We start from the raw sequence: 16,789 nt of genomic DNA, 5'->3' as shown, positions 1-16,789 counted from the left end.
TCCAATTCCAAGAAAAACACGCCCGGGACGCCCCAGACACCCCGGACGCCCCGGACGAGGTCTGCGCGCTCACCATGGGACGGTTGTGCCGTCCCATGAGAAGAACGCGCCGGTGGGGCCGTCGTCCGGTAGGAGGGCCAAGTGAACAGCGCCCCGTGCAGCCTCCGCCGGGTCCCCGCCGGCAGTGGCTGCCCGGGGGTTGAGGTCGGTTGCCCGAAGGCCGGGTGCGAGCGCGTTGACCTTGAAGCCCTCCCCGGACAGCGTCTGCGCGTAGAGGACCGTCAACGCGTTGAGAGCAGCTTTCGACGACCGGTAGGCGGCCGCGCCGCCGCTCCCAGGAGTGAACTGGGGGTTGGGGTTGGCGCTCCAGGTCAGCGAGGCGGTACCGCTGGAGACGTTGACGATGCGGGGGTGCGGCGATCGGCGCAGGGCGGGCAGGAAGGCGTTCGTGACCGCGACGACCCCGAACACGTTCGTCTCGTATGTGCGCCTGAAGTCCTCCGCGTCGCTCTCCGTCGGCGGACTGAGCGCACCGGAGATGCCGGCGTTGTTGACCAGCACGTCCAGGCGGTCCACCTGGGCTGCGGCCTTGGTGATGCTCTCGGCGTCCGTCACGTCGAGGACCAGCAGGCGGGCGTCGCCGCCGATCTCCTCGGCGGCCCGCTGCCCGCGCCCGGCGTCCCGGGAACCGACATGGACGGTGAAGCCCTCTGCGGCGAGCAGACGGGCAATGTGTCTGCCGATGCCTTTGTTGGCACCGGTGACCAGTGCTGTGCGATCGTTCATGGCATCCACGGTTCCCCAGACGTGACCGTGCCGCCAGGGACAACCTGTACCAGGCGGCCGGAGGAGGGGGCGAGAAGGGAACATGGCACGGCAGGAGCTGGCGCGCTTCCTGCGCGACCGGCGCGAGGGGCTGCGTCCGCACGAGGTCGGCATCCCGGCAGCCATCACCACCCCCCGCCGCACACCGGGCTTGCGGCGCGAAGAGGTGGCGGAACTCGCCCACATGTCGGTCGATTACTACACACGGCTGGAGCAGGCCCGCGGCCCCCGGCCGTCGCCCCGGATCCTGGACGCGCTCGCCCAGGCACTGCGGCTCACGCCGGCCGAACGCAGCCACCTGTTCCGCCTGGCCGGGACGTCAGCGCTGCCCGCGGCGGACGTCGTGCGGCGGGTTCGCCCGCACGTCGCCGGGCTGCTGCGGCGGCTGCCGGAGACCGGCGCGATCGTCACCGACGCGGCCTACGGCATCGTCGCGTGGAACCCCCTCGCGCAGGCCCTCCTGGGTGGCGACCTGGGACGCGGGACGACCAATCTGGCCCGCCGCCGCTTCCTCGGCCAGGAACGTACGTACCAGAGCTCCAGCGCCGAGGAGTTCGGACACATCGTGGTGGCACGGTTGCGCCGGGCCGCGGACCGCTACCCGCACGATGCGGAGCTCGCCGCCCTGCTGGCCGAACTGCGTGCCGACAGCGCGGAGTTCCGTCAGATCTGGGAATCCCGCCCGGTCCACGCGCCCGGTCACCGCACCAAGACCGTCGACCACCCGGAGGCGGGCAGGCTGCGGCTGAACTGCGACGTACTGCTTGTGCCCGAGGACGACCAGGAAGTCGTCCTGATCACCGCGGACCCCGGCTCGCCCTCCGCTCGGACCCTGGGCGCCCTCGCTGGAGGGTTGGGTCCTTGTAGTACTCGCCGAAAAGGCAACGCTAAGGGCTGAGCCGCAGGTCAGCGGGCGGGTTCCAGCGCGGTTGTGGGCTCGTCGTGTTCGCGCAGCATGCGCATGGCGGTGGCGGGGGTGGTGGCGGGGGACGGGTGCCGGCCCTTCTTCTTGTCTGCGTCTGCGTCTGTGCCTGCGCCTGCGCTTCTTGTCCGTGCTTCTTGTCCCTGGTGAAGATCAGCCGGGCGGCGATGTCGCGCAGGCTCATCTGCTGGTCGCCGCCGTAGCCGAGCGGAACGTCCATCAAGGCATCGAGCCATCAAGCGGAACCACAGGTCGCGCTGGGTGGGCTTTCCGGGCTGGTGGACGACCCGGGGCACCGTGGCATCGGGGCGGCGGACAGATGGCTCTCCGAACATGTTTCTAACGAACTTGCTCGCTACGAACATGTTCGTTACCTTGGATCGCGTGACAGCACGACCCAGAACCCCCGTCAGCCGGCGCGAGCGCCCGGCGAAGCCCGCCCTGACCCGCGAAGGCATCGTCGCGACCGCGGTTGCCGTGATGCGGGCCGAGGGCCTCGAAAAGGTGACCATGCGCCGCCTGGCGCAGGAGCTCGACACCGGCCCGGCCTCGCTGTACGTGTACGTGCGCAATACCGCGGAGCTGCACGCGGCCGTCCTTGACAAACTGCTCGGCGAGGTCGACCTTGCCCCGGTCAGGGCCAGGGGCGACTGGCGCGCCCGGCTCGTGCGGGTCCTGTCCTCCTACACCGCGGTGCTGTTCGAGCACCCGGCGCTGGCCCGCTCGGCCCTGGTGGCGCGCCCGTGCGGCCGTCACTACCTGGCGCTGATCGAGGCGCTGCTGGCGCTGCTGGCCGAGGGCGACATTCCCGATGGCCGGGCGGCGTGGGGGGTGGACGTGCTGCTGCAGTTCGCCACCGCGACCGCGGCCGAGCAGGCCACCCGGCACGCAGCCCCCAACGCCCGGGATGAGATGGATGCGCTCATGGCCGCGGTGCACGACGTGTCCCCGCGTACGCATCCGCGCCTCGCGGCGCTCGGTGACGAGCTGTTCTCCGGCACCGGCGAGGCCCGCCTGGCCTGGGGCTTCCACGTGCTGATCAACGGAATCCTACAGACCGGCCGTCCGGACGCCCCCGAAGACCACTGACCGGAACCTCTACACCTGGCCGGAACCTCTACGCCTGACCGGAACCTCGTCGTCCCGCACCACGCCAGGAGGGCCATCATGACCACCCATCACCCCATCGCGATCATCGGCGGCGGACTCGGCGGCCTCACCCTGGCCCGCGTCCTGCACATGCACGGCATCGAGGCAGCCGTCTTCGACCTGGAGGCATCCCCGGCAGCCCGCACCCAGGGCGGCATGCTCGACATCCACGACGACTCCGGCCAGGAGGCGCTGCGCGCGGCCGGCCTGTACGGCGACTTCCGCGCCCTCATCCACCCGGGCGGCGAGGCCATGCGCATCGTCGCCCCCGACGGCACCGTCCGCATGGCGGCGGAGGACAACGGCGACGGCACCCGCCCCGAGGTCGACCGAGGCCAGCTCCGCGACCTGCTGCTGAACTCCCTCCCCGCGGTCACCGTGCGCTGGGGGAAGAAGGCCACCCGGGCCCGCGCGCTTGGCGGCGGTCGCCACGAGGTGACCTTGTCCGACGGCACCACCGTCACTACAGACCTGCTCGTTGGCGCGGATGGTGCCTGGTCGAGGATCCGCCCGCTGCTCTCCGACGTCAGGCCCGCCTACACCGGCATCTCGTTCGTGGAGACCGACCTGCTGGACGCCGACACCCGCCACCCGGCGAGTGCGGCGCTCGTCGGCAGCGGCTTCTTCATCAGCCTCGGCGAGTCCAGGGGCTTCCTCGCCCATCGCGAGATGGACGGCAGCCTGCACGTCTACACCGCGCTGAAGATCGGTGAGGAGTGGCTCGACACCGTCGACTTCACCGATCCTGAGGCGGCGAGGAAGGCCGTCCTCGCGCACTTTGAGAGCTGGGACGAGGGCCTGCGGGCGCTGGTCGCCGATGCGGACGGGGTGATGGTGCCGCGCCGGATCCACGCCCTGCCCGTCGGCCACCGCTGGGAGCGCGTGCCCGGCGTGACGCTGCTGGGCGACGCCGCGCACTTGATGTCGCCCTTCGCCGGCGAGGGCGCCAATTTGGCGATGCTCGACGGCGCCGAGCTCGGGCGGGCGATCGCCGCCCATCCAGGCGACACCGAGGCCGCCCTGGCCGCATACGAGAAGGCCCTCTTCCCACGCAGTGAGGCATCCGCCGCCGAGTCCGCTGCCAACCTGAACCTGATGTTCGGCAACGACCCCCTCCAGCATCTGCTCGACCAGTTCGCTTCCCACCACGCCTAGGCACCCCGCGCCGAACCACCGCACATCCGGCCGATGACCGCGCCATCGGTGTCCATCACGGTTTGCGAACTCGTCGACATCACGCTTCAGCGACACCGGGCGCTGTCGCCACTGCCCGACACGCGGTGTCGGAACTGCCGGTGGTGCCGACGACGAGGTGGCTGCGGTTCCAAGGTTCGTACTCGCGGTTGACGATGCCCTCCCAGCCCGGCAGACACAGGTCGGGGATGTCAACGGTCCGTGTGGCCGCGCGCCGGCGACCGCGCGTCGCGGGCTAAAAGGCCGGGGGACCAGCGGATTCGGCGATGCCGGTGAGTCCTTGGCGGGGGTTCTTCCGCCTGTGCGTATCCGCCGGCGTAGCCGACCGGGCCGAGAGGCTGCGTGGCCAGTCCGGAACGGACGATCTCCTGCTCGATGGGTTGTCGATATCAGGGACCGATGTGGATATGGGAAGCCCACAGGGCAGGGAAGTTGCCGAACTTCTGGCGGAGGTGTCGACAGGCATGGTGCAGTGCGGCAGCCGGCTTGCCGTGCTCGTCGAGGAGGTGGCCGTAGAAGCTGTCGGCGAGCTCCGCCCCGACGTCGTCCCGGATCGCCCACAGAGTGGCGACGACATGTTGATACCCGGCGAGTTGGAAGGCCGATCCGAGGTGCACGGCCTCGTCGGCAAGCCCGTCGGCGGAGCGTGCGGTCTCGCAGGCGGACAGGTAGGCCAGCTCGGCATTGTCGAGGCGCAGACCGGCGATCTCACCGATGTTGAACGGACGGGCCTGGTGGTCGTGGAGCAGGAGCCGACCGGCTGCCGGGTCGACCGGGTCGCTCAGGCCGTGGCACGCGAAATGCGCCCAGGTGTGCTCGGGCATTTCGGCGCGAACCCGTTCGCGGGTCGCCTGCTGACCGGAGAGCGTGGCGATCTGGCCGAACCGGCCGGCGAGTGCGACAGCCTCCTGACCGGCGAACGGGAGTGGGGGTGCGCCGGGGGTGTCGGACATCGCCACGGCGAGGATGCGGCGTTGACGGTGTGCCGGCGCCCGGCCGCGTGCGACGCGAAGCGCACGGATGGTCGGTGTGTAGGAGGAGATCACCCGGTCCAGTGCACAGTGCTCGCCACGTTGGGCAGCGTGGAGCGGGAGCAGGCTCAACAGTCCCGTTGGCACCCACCACATGCGCGGCCAGGGCCGGCCCGGCGCTGGTGACCCTGCGATGTCCAGTTCACGGAGCACCGGCTCCGTAATCGCGTCCCAGAGCCAGGCCAGCACGGACCCGATCTCGCTCTGCGCTCGCAGTTGAGCGTCGCGGTCCCGTCTGCGCCACGCGGTCCCCGACCGGGTCAGCGCGCTGAACATGCTGCCGACCGCGTGCCGGAGCGCGTCGGGGGTGGCGTGCGGGAGTTCGACGACGCGGACTCCGGCGGCGCTGATGATCAGTGCGTCCGACCGGTATTCACTGATGTTGGGCACGACCACAGGGCCAGGGCCGGCCTGCGCGATCAGGTCGGCCCACTGCGCGGGGCGCAGGTACTGATCGAAGCCGGGCCTGCCACGGATCTCCGCCACGATCTCGTCGAACTGGTCGAGCAGGCGCCGCCGTTGCAGGCCGAAGTCCTTCCCCGCTGGTTCCGCGGGGTCCAGCGCGTACAGCCGCGGCACCGGGCCCGTGCCGAGCAGGGGCTCATCGTCGAGTTGGCGGCGCAGCTTTTCGAACCGGTCGGCCAGGTCCCCGTCGTGCGCCCGCAACTCGGCCAGGTTCTCCCGCAGGTCGAACGTGTGGGACAGCAGGACTCCTCGGCCGCGTTCCAGCATCACCGCCGCGGCCTGCGGATCTCCGGCGTTCAGAGCACTCGCGGCGGCCCGGTGAGTCAGGCGTGCCCATCGGGACAACCAGTACTGCCTGGTGTCCGGATGCCGGTCGGCCGAGGCCAACCGGGTCATCAGGTCGACGCAGGCGGCGCTCAGCTCCGCTGCCTGCTCCCATGCACCGTGGCGTCCGGCCCAGGACGCGCACTCGTCGACGATCTCGAGCCGTGCCGACGGCGAACCCACCTCGACGCGCAGGGCCCGCCTCGCCAGGTCGATCGCCTCGGCCAGGTCGGCGCCGTCCTTCGCACGGTCATGTCTGGCGTGCAGTGCCTTCATCAGGACATAGAGGCGCTCGATCTTGTCCGGGTCGTCATCCGATGCCCGCTGCGCCGCCACGCGCGCGAGATCGACGGCTCGCACGAGGTCGTCAGCCGCGCGGACCACCTCGTACCGCTCGAGCAGCGCATGCGCGAGACTGGCCAGCGCCCGTGCGCGGCGCCCTGGCACATCGCTGGGCGCGGAGTCCAGCGCCTCCTGAGCAGCCTGGATCGCGCGGTCGATATCCGCCACGTTCCGGCTGCCGGTGAAGCGCCGGGCGAGCACGACCGCCAGGTTCGACAACGCGATGCTGCGGCTCGGGTCACCGGGCCGCAGCATCGCGACGACTCTGCCGACGGCCTCGACCGCCAGGTCCAGGTCCGCACTGTCCCGACTGCGCAGGTGGCGAAGCGCGTAGATATTGCCGAGATGGCTCGTCGCCTCCGCTCGGCGCCTGACGTCAGTGGCGGGAAGCAGGTCGAGGGCCTTCGTGGCGAGAGTGATCGCGTCGTCCAGGTCGGCGAGGTCTCCGGTCTGCTCGTAGCGGGTGGTCAACGCGCCGGCGAGGACAGCGGTGAGAGTCGCTCGGGTCTTTCCCTCGTCGGGACGCTCCATCAGGGACTGGCGCCGGTCGTCGGGGCTGAGGAGGGGCGTGAGTTTCGCCCGGCCGGCGTCATCCCCGCGCACCGCGGCCAAGGCGTCCGTGTGGCCGATTTCGAGGGCTTCGTCCAAGGCCGCTATGTCACCGGTGCGGTCGAAGACTGCGACAAGTGCGATGCCCAGGTGGACCCGTGTCGAGTCACCGCCGAAGAGGTCCCCGATCCCGGCGGCGATGGCGACTGCCTGCCGCAACGTCTCGACGGACGTCTCAAGGTCGGCGGCGCTGCCGGAGCGCTCGTACCGCGCGAACAGCAGTCTCCCGAGATTCGCCAGGAACATCTCCCCCCGCGGGTCGCCGGCGGGCATGCTCTCCACCACTCGGCGATTACCGGCGATCTCCGCCTCCAGGGCGGCCTCGTCGCCGGTGTGCTCCGAGTGCTCGTTCAGTTCCGTGATGAGGGCGGCCCGGTACAGGTACCGCTCCGAGTCGTCGGGCTCCGTCTCCGCCACCGCCCGTTGCGCGAGGCTGATCGCTTCTTGCAGGTCGTCCAGCCGCCCGGCGCGTTTGAAGCGGGATCGCAGAGCCGTGCTCAGGTTGAACAGGATCCGTGCCGGGCGAGGCTGGCCGGCTGGCATGGTGTCCACAGCGAGTCGGCCGACGACGACCGCTTCGTCCAGATCGGCTGGGTCGCCGTGCCTGGTGAACCGTGCCTGGAGGGCCTCGCCGAAACGGGACAGCAAGCGGGTGCGCTCCATGAGGTCGTCGGAAGCCAGGCGTATCGCCCCTCGGCACAGTTCGATCACCCGCTCGACGTCCGCGACGTCCTGAGCGTGATTGAACTGGTGCCACAGCGCATCGCTGATCGCCAGGGCGAGTCGGAACTTGCCCGGACTGCTGTCCGGCACAAGGCCGATGGACCGTTGTGCGGTGGTGATCGCCTTGGCCAGCGCTCTGGCGTCCCCGGCCCGGTCCAACGGAATCCACGAGACCTTGAGCAGGTCGGTCACCAGGACGGGGTAGCCCGGAGCATGGGCGGGCGCCGCGGTCACCGCCCGGCTGAGAGCGTCGATGGCCTCACCGAGGTCCTGCTGCTCATCGGTGCGTTGGAACCTGGCGAAAAGCGCCCTGCCCAGCCATGACAGGGCGGCGTGCCCCTCCGTCTCCTGCGCGGCCCGGCGCATCATCCGGATCGCCTCGTCCAGGTCGGCCGGCGTTCCTGACTGCTCGGCGCGGGTCATGAGCAGGCTTACCAGGATCTGCTCGGACTCCCGATCGGGGCGGCGACGGGAAGCCGCCGCCACCACCTGGTACCTCAACGCGGTGATCGCGTCCGACAGCAAACCGGGATCGCGGGTGCGCATCCACTGGCGGACAAGGCCGATCGCGTGGTCGTCGTCGATGCTCATCCGTGCTGCGCCTCCGGCTCGTCGGGTGCCACAGGAGCCACCTCGGGTCCCGCGTACTTCGCAGACTGCAGGAAATCCACCATGTCGCCGGTCGCCCCGAACCTGACGAGAAGTGCGGCACTGAGATCCGTCAGGTAGGCGCGGCGCTGCGGATGGCCCGCCGGAACGGTGTCAGCTACGAGCCTGAACTGGGTAATCGCCTCGTCCAGGTCGGCAAGACGTCGGTGCCACTCGAACCGGGACCGCAGGGCGCCGCCGAGGGTCAGGCGGATCTGCCGGAGATTCGGATTCCCCTCGCGCATCAGCTGGATCGCTCGCTGTGCGTGCGTGATCGCCTGGTCCAGGTCCGCCGGCTCACCGAACCGTCCGAACCGGGACTGCAGCGCGCGGCTCAGGTTCGCCAGCACCGCGGCGTGCTCAGGGCTGCCGGCAGGCGCCGCCGACACCGCCCTTCGGCAGGCGTCGACCGCCTCGTCCAGCGACGCGAGCTCCCCGGTGTCGGCGAAGCGAGCCTGCAGTGCGCTGCTCAGGTTGTTGAGATACATGGCGCGGCGCAGGCCGGGAGATGATTCCCCGTCGACCGCGAGGCGGAAGCAGGCAATCGCCTCATCGAGATCCGAGTGGGCCCCGGCACCGCCGAAGCGATCCATGAGCGAGGTACCCAGGTGGGACAGCATTCCCGCATGGTCCGGCTGCCCCGGCCGAGTCATCTCCACCGTCTGCCGTCCGATCTCGACGGCCTCGTCAAGGTCTGCGGAGTCTCCGGTCCGTTCGAACCGGGATCGCAACGAGGAACCCAAGTCGCAAAGGATCCGGTGACGTTGAGGATCGCCCTCGGGCTGTGCCTGCCAAGCGCCTCGGAGCATGCTGATCGCCTTGTCCAGGTACCTGGTCTCCTCGGTCCGGTCGAATCGCTCGATGAGGGCGGTCGCAGCCAGCAGGTACATGCGACCGGGCGGACGGCCAGGCACGGACTGCTGGAGCGTCTTGAGCTGCATGAGCTCGTACAGGAGCTCAGGGTCAGCGGTCGCGCCGTATCGGCGCATCAGGTCGTGCGCACGCGATAATTCGGAGTCCGTCGGTTCTCCAGTCACGCTACTGGGCCGGCGTTTCGGCGGTCGAGGAGACGGGACCGGGCCCGGGCCCGGGTGGGGCCACGTCCGGCTCCCCCTCTTCATCCCCTTGCGGAGCGTACCCGCGATGTCCGATCTCCTCATCGAACAAGGCGTTCTCATCAGGCGTCAGTCGTGACTTCTGGGTCATGCGGTCCCCTCCGGCGAGACTGCAGGCGAGGAGTCGAGAATCTCAGGGAGATCGCGCCACCTCAAGGGCAACGTCGCGGACGTCGAGGCCTACGACCGGGCCGTCACCGAGGCCGAAGGCCGCTTCCGCTGCCCAGCAACGACCGCGACGGTGACCACCTCGCCCTGGTCCACGACCGGCAGGTGCTGCGCGGGATCCTCTACGTGCTGCACGCGGACACCCAGTGGGAGTACCTCCCCGCAGGAACTCGGCTTCGGCTCCGGCATGACGTGCAGACGTCGGCTGCGAGATGGGAACAAGGCTGGTTCAGTCTGGGATGGCGGCGTCGACCAGGGCGGCGGCTACGGCGCGGGCCGCCGTTTCGGCGCTGGGATCGCGGTCCAGCCAGGCGCTGATCCCGGCGCCGTCGTAGAGCAGTACCAGCTGGTGGGCGAGTGGCTTCGCATCCTTGGCGCCTGCCTGCTGGGCGAGGTCGAAGAACAGCTCATGCAGCCAGGTGCGATAGTCCTGTGCGGCCTGCTCGACGACGCCGCCGGGTGGGGCGTCGGCACTCGCGCTGATGAACGCGCAGCCACGGAATCCCGGCTCGGTGAACGACAGACCCTGCACCTCGAACGCGCCGACCAGGCGCTCCTTCGGAGTGTCGTAACGGGTCTCGAGTTCGTGTGCCATGCGCTCGGCGGTCGCGGCGTGCCGTGCCTGCAGGTAGGCGCGGACCAGGCCGTCCTTGCTGCCGAATGCGCTGTACAGCGTTGCTTTCGCGACTCCGGCGTGCTCGATGACGCGGTCGATCCCGACCGACTGGACACCCTCGGCGTAGAACAGCTCATTGGCGGCGGCCAGCAGCCGCGCCCGCGCTGCCGCGCTGCGTGCCTTCGGTGACAGCACCTTCTCAGACATACCCGCATAGTAGCAGACAGGTCTGTCTGTCTTTGATTTGGTCGCGCCTTCCCATTGACATATCCAGACAGGTCTGTCTAGGTTGGAAGTGTTACCAGACAGACCGGTCTGGATGACAGTTGTGGAAGGTGCATCCCATGTCTGTGGAGCACGAAAACCTCGACCTGCACCCCATTACTGCCCTGGTCACCGGGGCTACGTCCGGCATCGGCCGGGCGGTCGCCAAGCGGCTCGCTGCCGATGGAATGTCTGTCGTCGTGGCCGGCCGCAACGCTCAGCGCGGCGCCGAGACCGTCAACGAGATCACCACCGCCGGCGGCCACGCCCGGTTCGTCGAGGCGGACCTTGAGGACCCGGCCGGCATCGACCGGCTCGCCGGCGAGGTCGGCGAGATCGACGTCCTGGTCAACAACGCCGGGCAAGCCGTCTGGGCACCGACCGAGGAGATGAAGGTCTCCGAGTACGACGCGATGTTCGCCAGCAATGTCCGCGCGCCCTTCTTCCTCGTCGCCGCGTTCGCCCCGGCGATGGCGGCGAAGGGATCGGGCAGCGTGATCAACATCGGCAGCATGGCCGGCAGCCTCGGCCTGGCCACCGGCGCCGCGTACGGCGCGACCAAGGCCGCACTGGCGTCACTGACGCGGGGCTGGACCGCCGAGTACAGCGGCCGCGGCGTCCGCTTCAACACCGTCGCCCCCGGCCCGGTCTACACCCGGCCCGAGGCCCGCGACCTGTTCGACGCGCTCGCCGAGACCACCGCGATGAAGCGCGCCGCCGAGCCCGCCGAGATCGCCGAGGTCGTCGCCTTCCTTGTCTCGCCGAAGGCCGGCTACGTCACCGGCGCGACCATCGCCGTCGACGGCGGCCGCACCGCCATCTGAACCTGTCTGCCCTGAGAGGCAGACGCTCATGAGCAACACCGTGTACGGCCTGAGCGTCGACGCCGCTGCCGACGCTGACGCCGAAGCCGAGAAACTCGCCCACTTATGGGCCGAGGCACTGGGGCAGGACGTCGCCCAAGGCGCGAGCCCCCAACTCGCCACACTCGCCCCGGACGGAGCCACCCCGCGGCTGAGCTACCACCAGGTCCCCGAGCCGAAGCCGGTGAAGAACCAGCCAAGCAGTACGCACCCGAGTCCGAGCGAACGCGTCCGCGACCAGGTCGCCCGGCAGCACAGAAGCCCAGGAGTTGAAATGAACAAGCCCGTTATTCTGATCACCGGAGCGCTCAGTGGCATCGGCCACGCCACCGCCGTCGCCTTCGCCAAGAAGGGCGCGAAGGTGGTCGTTGCCGGTCGACGCGATGACGCAGGCAAGACGCTCGCCGAGGAGCTTCGCTCTTACGGTTCCGAGGCCGAGTTCATCAACGCGGACGTCCGCAAGGAGGATGACATCCGCGCTCTGGTCGACGAGACCGTCGCACAGTTCGGCCGTCTCGATGTCGCGGTGAACAATGCCGGCACCGAAGGCAAGGTCGGCCCGATCACGGACCAGACCGCGGAAACCTACGCCGCGACGTTCGACACGAATGTTCTCGGCGTGATCCTGAGCATGAAACACGAAGTGCGCGTCATGCAAGGACAGGGCAGCGGAACAATCATCAATATCTCCTCGACCTACGGGCACGAGGGTGCGGCGGGAGCCTCCCTCTATGTCGGCAGCAAACATGCCGTCGAAGGCATCACCAAGTCCGTGGCGCTCGAGCTCGCCAAGTCTGGAATCCGCGTGAACGGCGTGGCGCCAGGTCCTACAGACACCGGCATGCTGACCCGTTTTACCGGCGTACCGGAGAACAAGGCGGCTCTGGTGGCGGATGTTCCGTTGGGCCGCCTCGGCCTCCCGAAGGAGCTTGCCGACGCGATCGTTTTCATGGCATCGGACGAAGCTTCATTCATCACCGGACACATCCTCAACGTCGATGGCGGTCACACCGCCAACTGACCTGCCCAGACGCGGAGGTCGCTCCGCAATCAGCAAGGTGAGGCGCGCTGCGCCCCCGCAGCGGTGGCGGCGGAGAACGCGCCATCCAAGAGAGCTGATGAGCCTCGCGGCAGCCCGGTTCCCTATTGGACAGACATGTCTGCCGAATATCCGAGTCGGCGAGAATCAGCCGCGTGCGCTTGGCGGCGCGGTGGGTGCAGAAAACCATGTCAATCGACATGATGATGGGCGGCGAGGGGATGCAGCAGCTACCGCGAGGAGGACCACATGACTACTCCCGAACAGAACAAAGCACTGGTGCTGGAAGCGTTCGACACGCTGTTCAACAAGCGTGACTACGCCGCCGCCGAACATTTCTGGTCCGAGCGCTACATCCAGCACAGCGCGCACATCGCACCAGGACGCGCGGGTCTGTTCGACCTGATCCGCGCGCTGCCGGACACCCTGCGCTACGAGCACCAGCTCGTCCTCGCCGAAGGCGATCACGTCATGCTCTACGGCCGCTTCAGCGGCAATGGCAGCCCCGCCGCCTCGGTGGCGGCCGACGTGGTGCGCATGGAAAACGGCAAGCTCGCCGAACACTGGGACGTCCTGCAGGATGAGGCGACCCACGCCGAGACCGCCAGCGGCCTGCCGATGTTCGGTGACCACTTCCCGCCCGACCGCTGACCGGCTCGGCCGCATGAGGTTTCCGCTCACGACGGCGATCGACCGCGGATCGTCGCGAGCCGACTCGCCTCGCTCAGGCAGGTCCTCTCCCTCCGAAGGCATGCCCAACCAGGCCCGCATTCCGACGGCGGGCAGGCGTACGAGCAACGCTTGGTGACTCTCGTGGTATCCGTGCTCGGTGCCGCAACGGCGCCGGCGGTGTGGGCGCCGCCACAGATCGTCGGCCTCTACAGGCGGGACACTCCCAGCACTCACCAGGCTTTCGAGCTGACGGCGCCGACATGGATTCGGCGCACAGCACGGGTGGAGGGAAAGAGCCAGTGCGCTTACGGCTCCGACGCGCCGCTGGACGGCAGCACGTACGCCTCCCTCTGGCATGCGCTCTGCCGCAACGGTCAGGACAGTTGATCGAGCAGTTCCTGACGGTGCGTGGTGGCCCACGCACCGAGATGGATGGGCTCTCGGCCGAGCAGGTCCTGGACCGTGCTGGTGGTGACCGCGGAGTAGTCCATCCGGCCCTCGTAGGTCTGTCGTGCCCAGATCAGCGTGCTGGCAGCGTACGCGGCGTCCATGTTGGCGGGCGCGGTGTTCAGCCCCGCGTCGATCATGCGCTGCAGATCGTCCGGGGTCAGGACCAGCGCGGGGATCTCCCGACCGAGGGCGGCGGAGAGGACCTCGGCCACCTCGGCGCCATTGAGGAGATCGGCGGACAGGTAGTAGTCCTTACCCGCATGCGTCTTGGGGCCTTCGGCCAGGACCTTGGCCACGACCGCCGCGATGTCGTCGTTGGCGATCCAGCCGACCTGCTTGTCGCCCATCGGCCACACCATCTGGCCGTCGCGCAGCCGGTTGATGCCCAGCAGGTTCTCCATGAACACATGTGGATGCACATTCGCCCAGGCCAGCTTGGAGCCTGCGATATAGCGCTCCACCAGTTCGTGCCACGCGAAGTGCGGGTCGGTCGACCGCCCGTCGCTGAACACGCCCAGGTGCACCAGGAAGCCGACACCGGCGTCCTCGGCGGCGTCCACCAACGTCTTCGTCTGGTGGTTCATCGCCGAGGTGTATCCGGTCATCAGGAATACCCGGTCGATGCCCTCCAGCGCGCCGGGGAAGGTGTCGGGCTCATCGAGATCGATGCGGACCGCTTCCTTCCCCTCCTCGTTCCACTGCTCGACGGCCGCCTTGCTGCGTGAAGCACGCACCGGAACCGCTTGGCCGGCGGTCGCCTCCAGAGTCCTCACGACCGCCGCTCCGGTGCGGCCGGTGGCCCCGAGGACCAGCGCCCGCGGGACGTCTGCGTTCCGCATCTGTCTCCCTGGCCTCGTACGACGGCGATCACCGAGGTGGCTGTGACGTGGTCCCGTGAGGGCTTCGGTGGTGTGCGCGGTGGAAAACTGCATCGAAGCCGGCCGTACGCCTATTACGGTCGACGGTGGCGCAGGAGGGACCAGCGCCCGGGTGAGCCCTGGAGCGCCGTCAGGGCGCGGGGCGCCTCAGCCGGCGACCGAGGAGGACGGCTCCTGCGCCCGCGATCAACGAGGCGGCGGCGATGCCGGTGAGGGCGGTCTCGGCCCTGGATCCGGTGTCGGCCAGCCCAGGCCGGACGGAATCGGCCGCCGTGGCGGCTTGGAGAACGAGGTCGGTGACCGCTTCGGGGTGGGCGATCATGGCCACATGGGAGGAGTCGATCTCCACCGTGTGCGAACCCGCGCGCTTCGCCTCGAAGCGTTCCTGGTCGGGGTTGATGGTCTGGTCCTGCTTCGCGACGAGGAACCACGACGGTATGTGTTTCCAGGCAGCCACCGTGGCCTTCTCCGAGAACGCGGTCGTTGCCACGGGCCGTTGGGTCACCGCCATGACCCGCGTGGTGCTCTCCGGCAGGTCGGCGGCGAAGACCTGATGGAGCTTGTCGGGCTTGAGGTAGAGGTCGGTCCCGCTGACGCCGCCGCCGACCCGGTAGGGAACGGACTTCGTGGCGGTGCCGAGTTCGCTGGGGAACCTGGCGGCCAGGGACATGCCGCTCTCGCCCACGTCGGGCATCAGTGCCGATACGTACACCAGGGACTTCACCCGGGGGTTGCCCGCGGCGGCCGAGCTGATCAGGGCGCCGCCGTACGAGTGACCCACCAGCACGATCGGACCCTTGATGCTGTCCAGCACGGAGGCGATGTAGGTGGAGTCGTTGTACAGCCCGCGTAGCGGGTTGGCGGGGGCGATGACGGTGTAGCCACGGCGTTCGAGCCGCTCGACGACCCCGTTCCAGCTAGAGGCGTCCGCGAACGCCCCGTGCACCAGCACGATGGTGGGTTTGGTCGCGGTCGTGGTCGTGCCACCGTCCGCGGCGGCAGGGGCTGCCACGGTCGTGCACAGGGCCATGGCGCACCCGGCCACGATGACGTGGTTGCGACGTATTCGGCGCGGTGAGCCGGGGACCGCAAAAGCTGCCATTTGGTTCTCGCCTTCCGTGAGGCCTACGGCATCTGAGTGTTCACCCATCCGCACCGCCAGGCGCGGCCACGCACTCCAACCAGGTCACAAAAGTGGGCTGTGGGAGTGAATGCCGCGGTCAACGGGTTTCCAAGGCCTACGTCGTGAGCTGTGTGTATTCCGACGACCGTCCAGGGCCGTGCGCAGAGCACTGGCTCGACTGGCTTTCCGACGCAGAAACCGTGCCACTGCGCGTACTTCCGTTCGCCTCGGGGGCAAGTCACTCACGGGATCCGGTCTCCATCAGCCCTGAGCCATCGGTCATCGCGATCCGTGCGGCATATTGAACATCTACCACGGCCCGTTCCTCAATCTGCACGATAGCCAGGCGCTGAAACTCAACCACCGCTACGAGCGTCACCGGGCAACTACCTGGCCCTTCTTGGGCCGGCGGCCGCCCTCGACTGCTACAAACGCTTCCGCAACCTCACCATGTAGGGCACGCTCCTACGAGCCTTGCTCTGCGAGTGTGACCTTCCGGCCGGTCCGTGCCGCCTCTCGGATCTTTTCCAGCATGCCGTGCCGCCGGACCGCGTGCCGGAAGGTGGGAACGCCGTCCGCGTCCGGTGCACGGCTCCCGGTGATCTGGTCGCGCAGAAGCGCGTACTCGTGGGCGACGTTGTAGGCGGGCTCGGCGGATCGCTCGGTCCATTGCGTCAGCGACCGCTGGTAGCGGGCGGGAACCGGAAGTTCGGTCAAGATGCCGTCGTTGCCTCCGGCGCCGTACAACCGCAGCTGCCCGCACCACCACTGAGCCTGGTCGGCCTTGACGACGAGATCACCTTCGGTGCCGTTGATCTCCCAGTGAAACTCGGTGGCGCGGGAAGTGCCGCCACGGAAGTGCATAGCGGCCACGGCGCCCGATTCGAGCAGACCGGTGACGGCGATCTGGTCCTCGGCACTCTTGGCCGCGACCGCCCCGCTCGTCACGTGGGTGACCTGGGGACGCAGGTTCTCAATAAGGTCAGCGGCACCGCATACTTCTCGCCTGCCGCACGCGCCGACTCGTCGCTGCTGGCGCTGAGCGCCCGCAACTCGTATCCGTCGAGCCCGGCCAGCGCCGGCACATGGGCGGTGGCCGCCCACCCGCCCCTCGCGCTCAGGCCTACGACACCGACACGAATCGGTCCCTGACGAGGGGAAACGGACGTCATATATACACCCCACGCGTTCGCGGCCGCCTGCTCTCCCGCCAACGATCAACAGTCATGTAGGACACGGCCTTTAGGGCCTTGGCGCAGGACCGCCGATTGGCGCTCTAATTCGCCATTGGGCGTGGGCATATCGGCTTCAGCTGATCTCCCCGAACTATGATGTTCGCGGCATCCGGGATGAACTCGGACCATCCGAC

Annotated in this window: 15 protein-coding genes; 6 read left to right on the top strand and 9 right to left on the bottom strand. The window is 68.8% G+C overall.

Going from position 1 to position 16,789, the window contains the following annotated elements; translation table 11 throughout:
* Window positions 1-69 precede the first annotated feature (69 nt).
* Window positions 70-786, bottom strand: a complete 717-nt coding sequence (locus ACZ4S3_RS30145) for an SDR family oxidoreductase (RefSeq protein ID WP_467939681.1) — start codon at window positions 784-786, stop codon at window positions 70-72.
* An 82-nt stretch (window positions 787-868) separates the two neighbouring features.
* Here ACZ4S3_RS30145 and ACZ4S3_RS30140 point away from each other — a divergent pair, with 82 nt between their 5' ends.
* From ACZ4S3_RS30140 to ACZ4S3_RS30130, 3 genes are all read left to right on the top strand, one after another.
* Window positions 869-1,723 (top strand): helix-turn-helix transcriptional regulator, encoded by an 855-nt coding sequence (locus ACZ4S3_RS30140; protein WP_467939679.1) that lies wholly within the window; start codon window positions 869-871, stop codon window positions 1,721-1,723.
* Between the two features lie 408 nt (window positions 1,724-2,131).
* On the top strand, window positions 2,132-2,836 hold the full coding sequence (locus ACZ4S3_RS30135) for a TetR/AcrR family transcriptional regulator (RefSeq protein ID WP_467939678.1): 705 nt from the start codon (window positions 2,132-2,134) through the stop codon (window positions 2,834-2,836).
* 78 nt (window positions 2,837-2,914) lie between these two features.
* Window positions 2,915-4,051, top strand: coding sequence for an FAD-dependent oxidoreductase (locus ACZ4S3_RS30130; RefSeq protein WP_467939677.1), 1,137 nt, complete (start codon window positions 2,915-2,917; stop codon window positions 4,049-4,051).
* Between the two features lie 428 nt (window positions 4,052-4,479).
* On the opposite strand, the gene ACZ4S3_RS30125 is transcribed toward ACZ4S3_RS30130, so the two are convergent.
* The 4 genes from ACZ4S3_RS30125 to ACZ4S3_RS30110 form a co-directional block, all read right to left on the bottom strand.
* Entirely contained in the window at window positions 4,480-8,175 is a 3,696-nt protein-coding gene (locus ACZ4S3_RS30125; RefSeq protein ID WP_467939675.1) for a CHAT domain-containing protein, read from the bottom strand.
* Window positions 8,172-9,173, bottom strand: a complete 1,002-nt coding sequence (locus ACZ4S3_RS30120; protein ID WP_467939673.1) for a tetratricopeptide repeat protein — start codon at window positions 9,171-9,173, stop codon at window positions 8,172-8,174. Before ACZ4S3_RS30120 ends, ACZ4S3_RS30125 begins: the two co-directional genes overlap by 4 nt.
* 354 nt (window positions 9,174-9,527) lie before the next feature.
* On the bottom strand, window positions 9,528-9,650 hold the full coding sequence (locus tag ACZ4S3_RS30115; protein ID WP_467939671.1) for a hypothetical protein: 123 nt from the start codon (window positions 9,648-9,650) through the stop codon (window positions 9,528-9,530).
* 94 nt (window positions 9,651-9,744) lie between these two features.
* Complete coding sequence (locus tag ACZ4S3_RS30110) at window positions 9,745-10,338, bottom strand: TetR/AcrR family transcriptional regulator (protein WP_467939669.1); 594 nt, start codon at window positions 10,336-10,338, stop codon at window positions 9,745-9,747.
* Window positions 10,339-10,475: 137 nt separating this feature from the next.
* Between ACZ4S3_RS30110 and ACZ4S3_RS30105 the strand changes: the two genes are divergently transcribed.
* From ACZ4S3_RS30105 to ACZ4S3_RS30095, 3 genes are all read left to right on the top strand, one after another.
* The gene (locus tag ACZ4S3_RS30105) at window positions 10,476-11,219 is read left to right on the top strand and encodes an SDR family NAD(P)-dependent oxidoreductase (RefSeq protein WP_467939667.1); all 744 of its coding nucleotides are present in this window, start codon (window positions 10,476-10,478) and stop codon (window positions 11,217-11,219) included.
* A gap of 28 nt (window positions 11,220-11,247) precedes the next feature.
* Window positions 11,248-12,279 (top strand): glucose 1-dehydrogenase, encoded by a 1,032-nt coding sequence (locus ACZ4S3_RS30100; RefSeq protein ID WP_467939665.1) that lies wholly within the window; start codon window positions 11,248-11,250, stop codon window positions 12,277-12,279.
* Between the two features lie 267 nt (window positions 12,280-12,546).
* Complete coding sequence (locus ACZ4S3_RS30095; protein ID WP_467939663.1) at window positions 12,547-12,948, top strand: nuclear transport factor 2 family protein; 402 nt, start codon at window positions 12,547-12,549, stop codon at window positions 12,946-12,948.
* A 395-nt stretch (window positions 12,949-13,343) separates the two neighbouring features.
* Here the strand turns inward: ACZ4S3_RS30095 and ACZ4S3_RS30090 are convergent, their stop codons facing one another.
* The 4 genes from ACZ4S3_RS30090 to ACZ4S3_RS30075 form a co-directional block, all read right to left on the bottom strand.
* Entirely contained in the window at window positions 13,344-14,258 is a 915-nt protein-coding gene (locus ACZ4S3_RS30090) for an NmrA family NAD(P)-binding protein (RefSeq protein ID WP_467939661.1), read from the bottom strand.
* A 169-nt stretch (window positions 14,259-14,427) separates the two neighbouring features.
* Window positions 14,428-15,399: an alpha/beta fold hydrolase gene (locus ACZ4S3_RS30085; RefSeq protein WP_467939659.1), complete on the bottom strand. Its 972-nt coding sequence runs from the start codon at window positions 15,397-15,399 to the stop codon at window positions 14,428-14,430.
* A 259-nt stretch (window positions 15,400-15,658) separates the two neighbouring features.
* Window positions 15,659-15,799, bottom strand: a complete 141-nt coding sequence (locus ACZ4S3_RS30080; RefSeq protein ID WP_467939657.1) for a hypothetical protein — start codon at window positions 15,797-15,799, stop codon at window positions 15,659-15,661.
* 86 nt (window positions 15,800-15,885) lie between these two features.
* A complete protein-coding gene (locus tag ACZ4S3_RS30075; protein WP_467939655.1) occupies window positions 15,886-16,368 on the bottom strand; it encodes a hypothetical protein in 483 nt (160 codons plus the stop codon).
* Window positions 16,369-16,789 lie beyond the last annotated feature (421 nt).

This window comes from Streptomyces sp. NPDC028368, from assembly GCF_055565615.1.
This window is presented reverse-complemented; position numbering and strand designations above follow the sequence as displayed.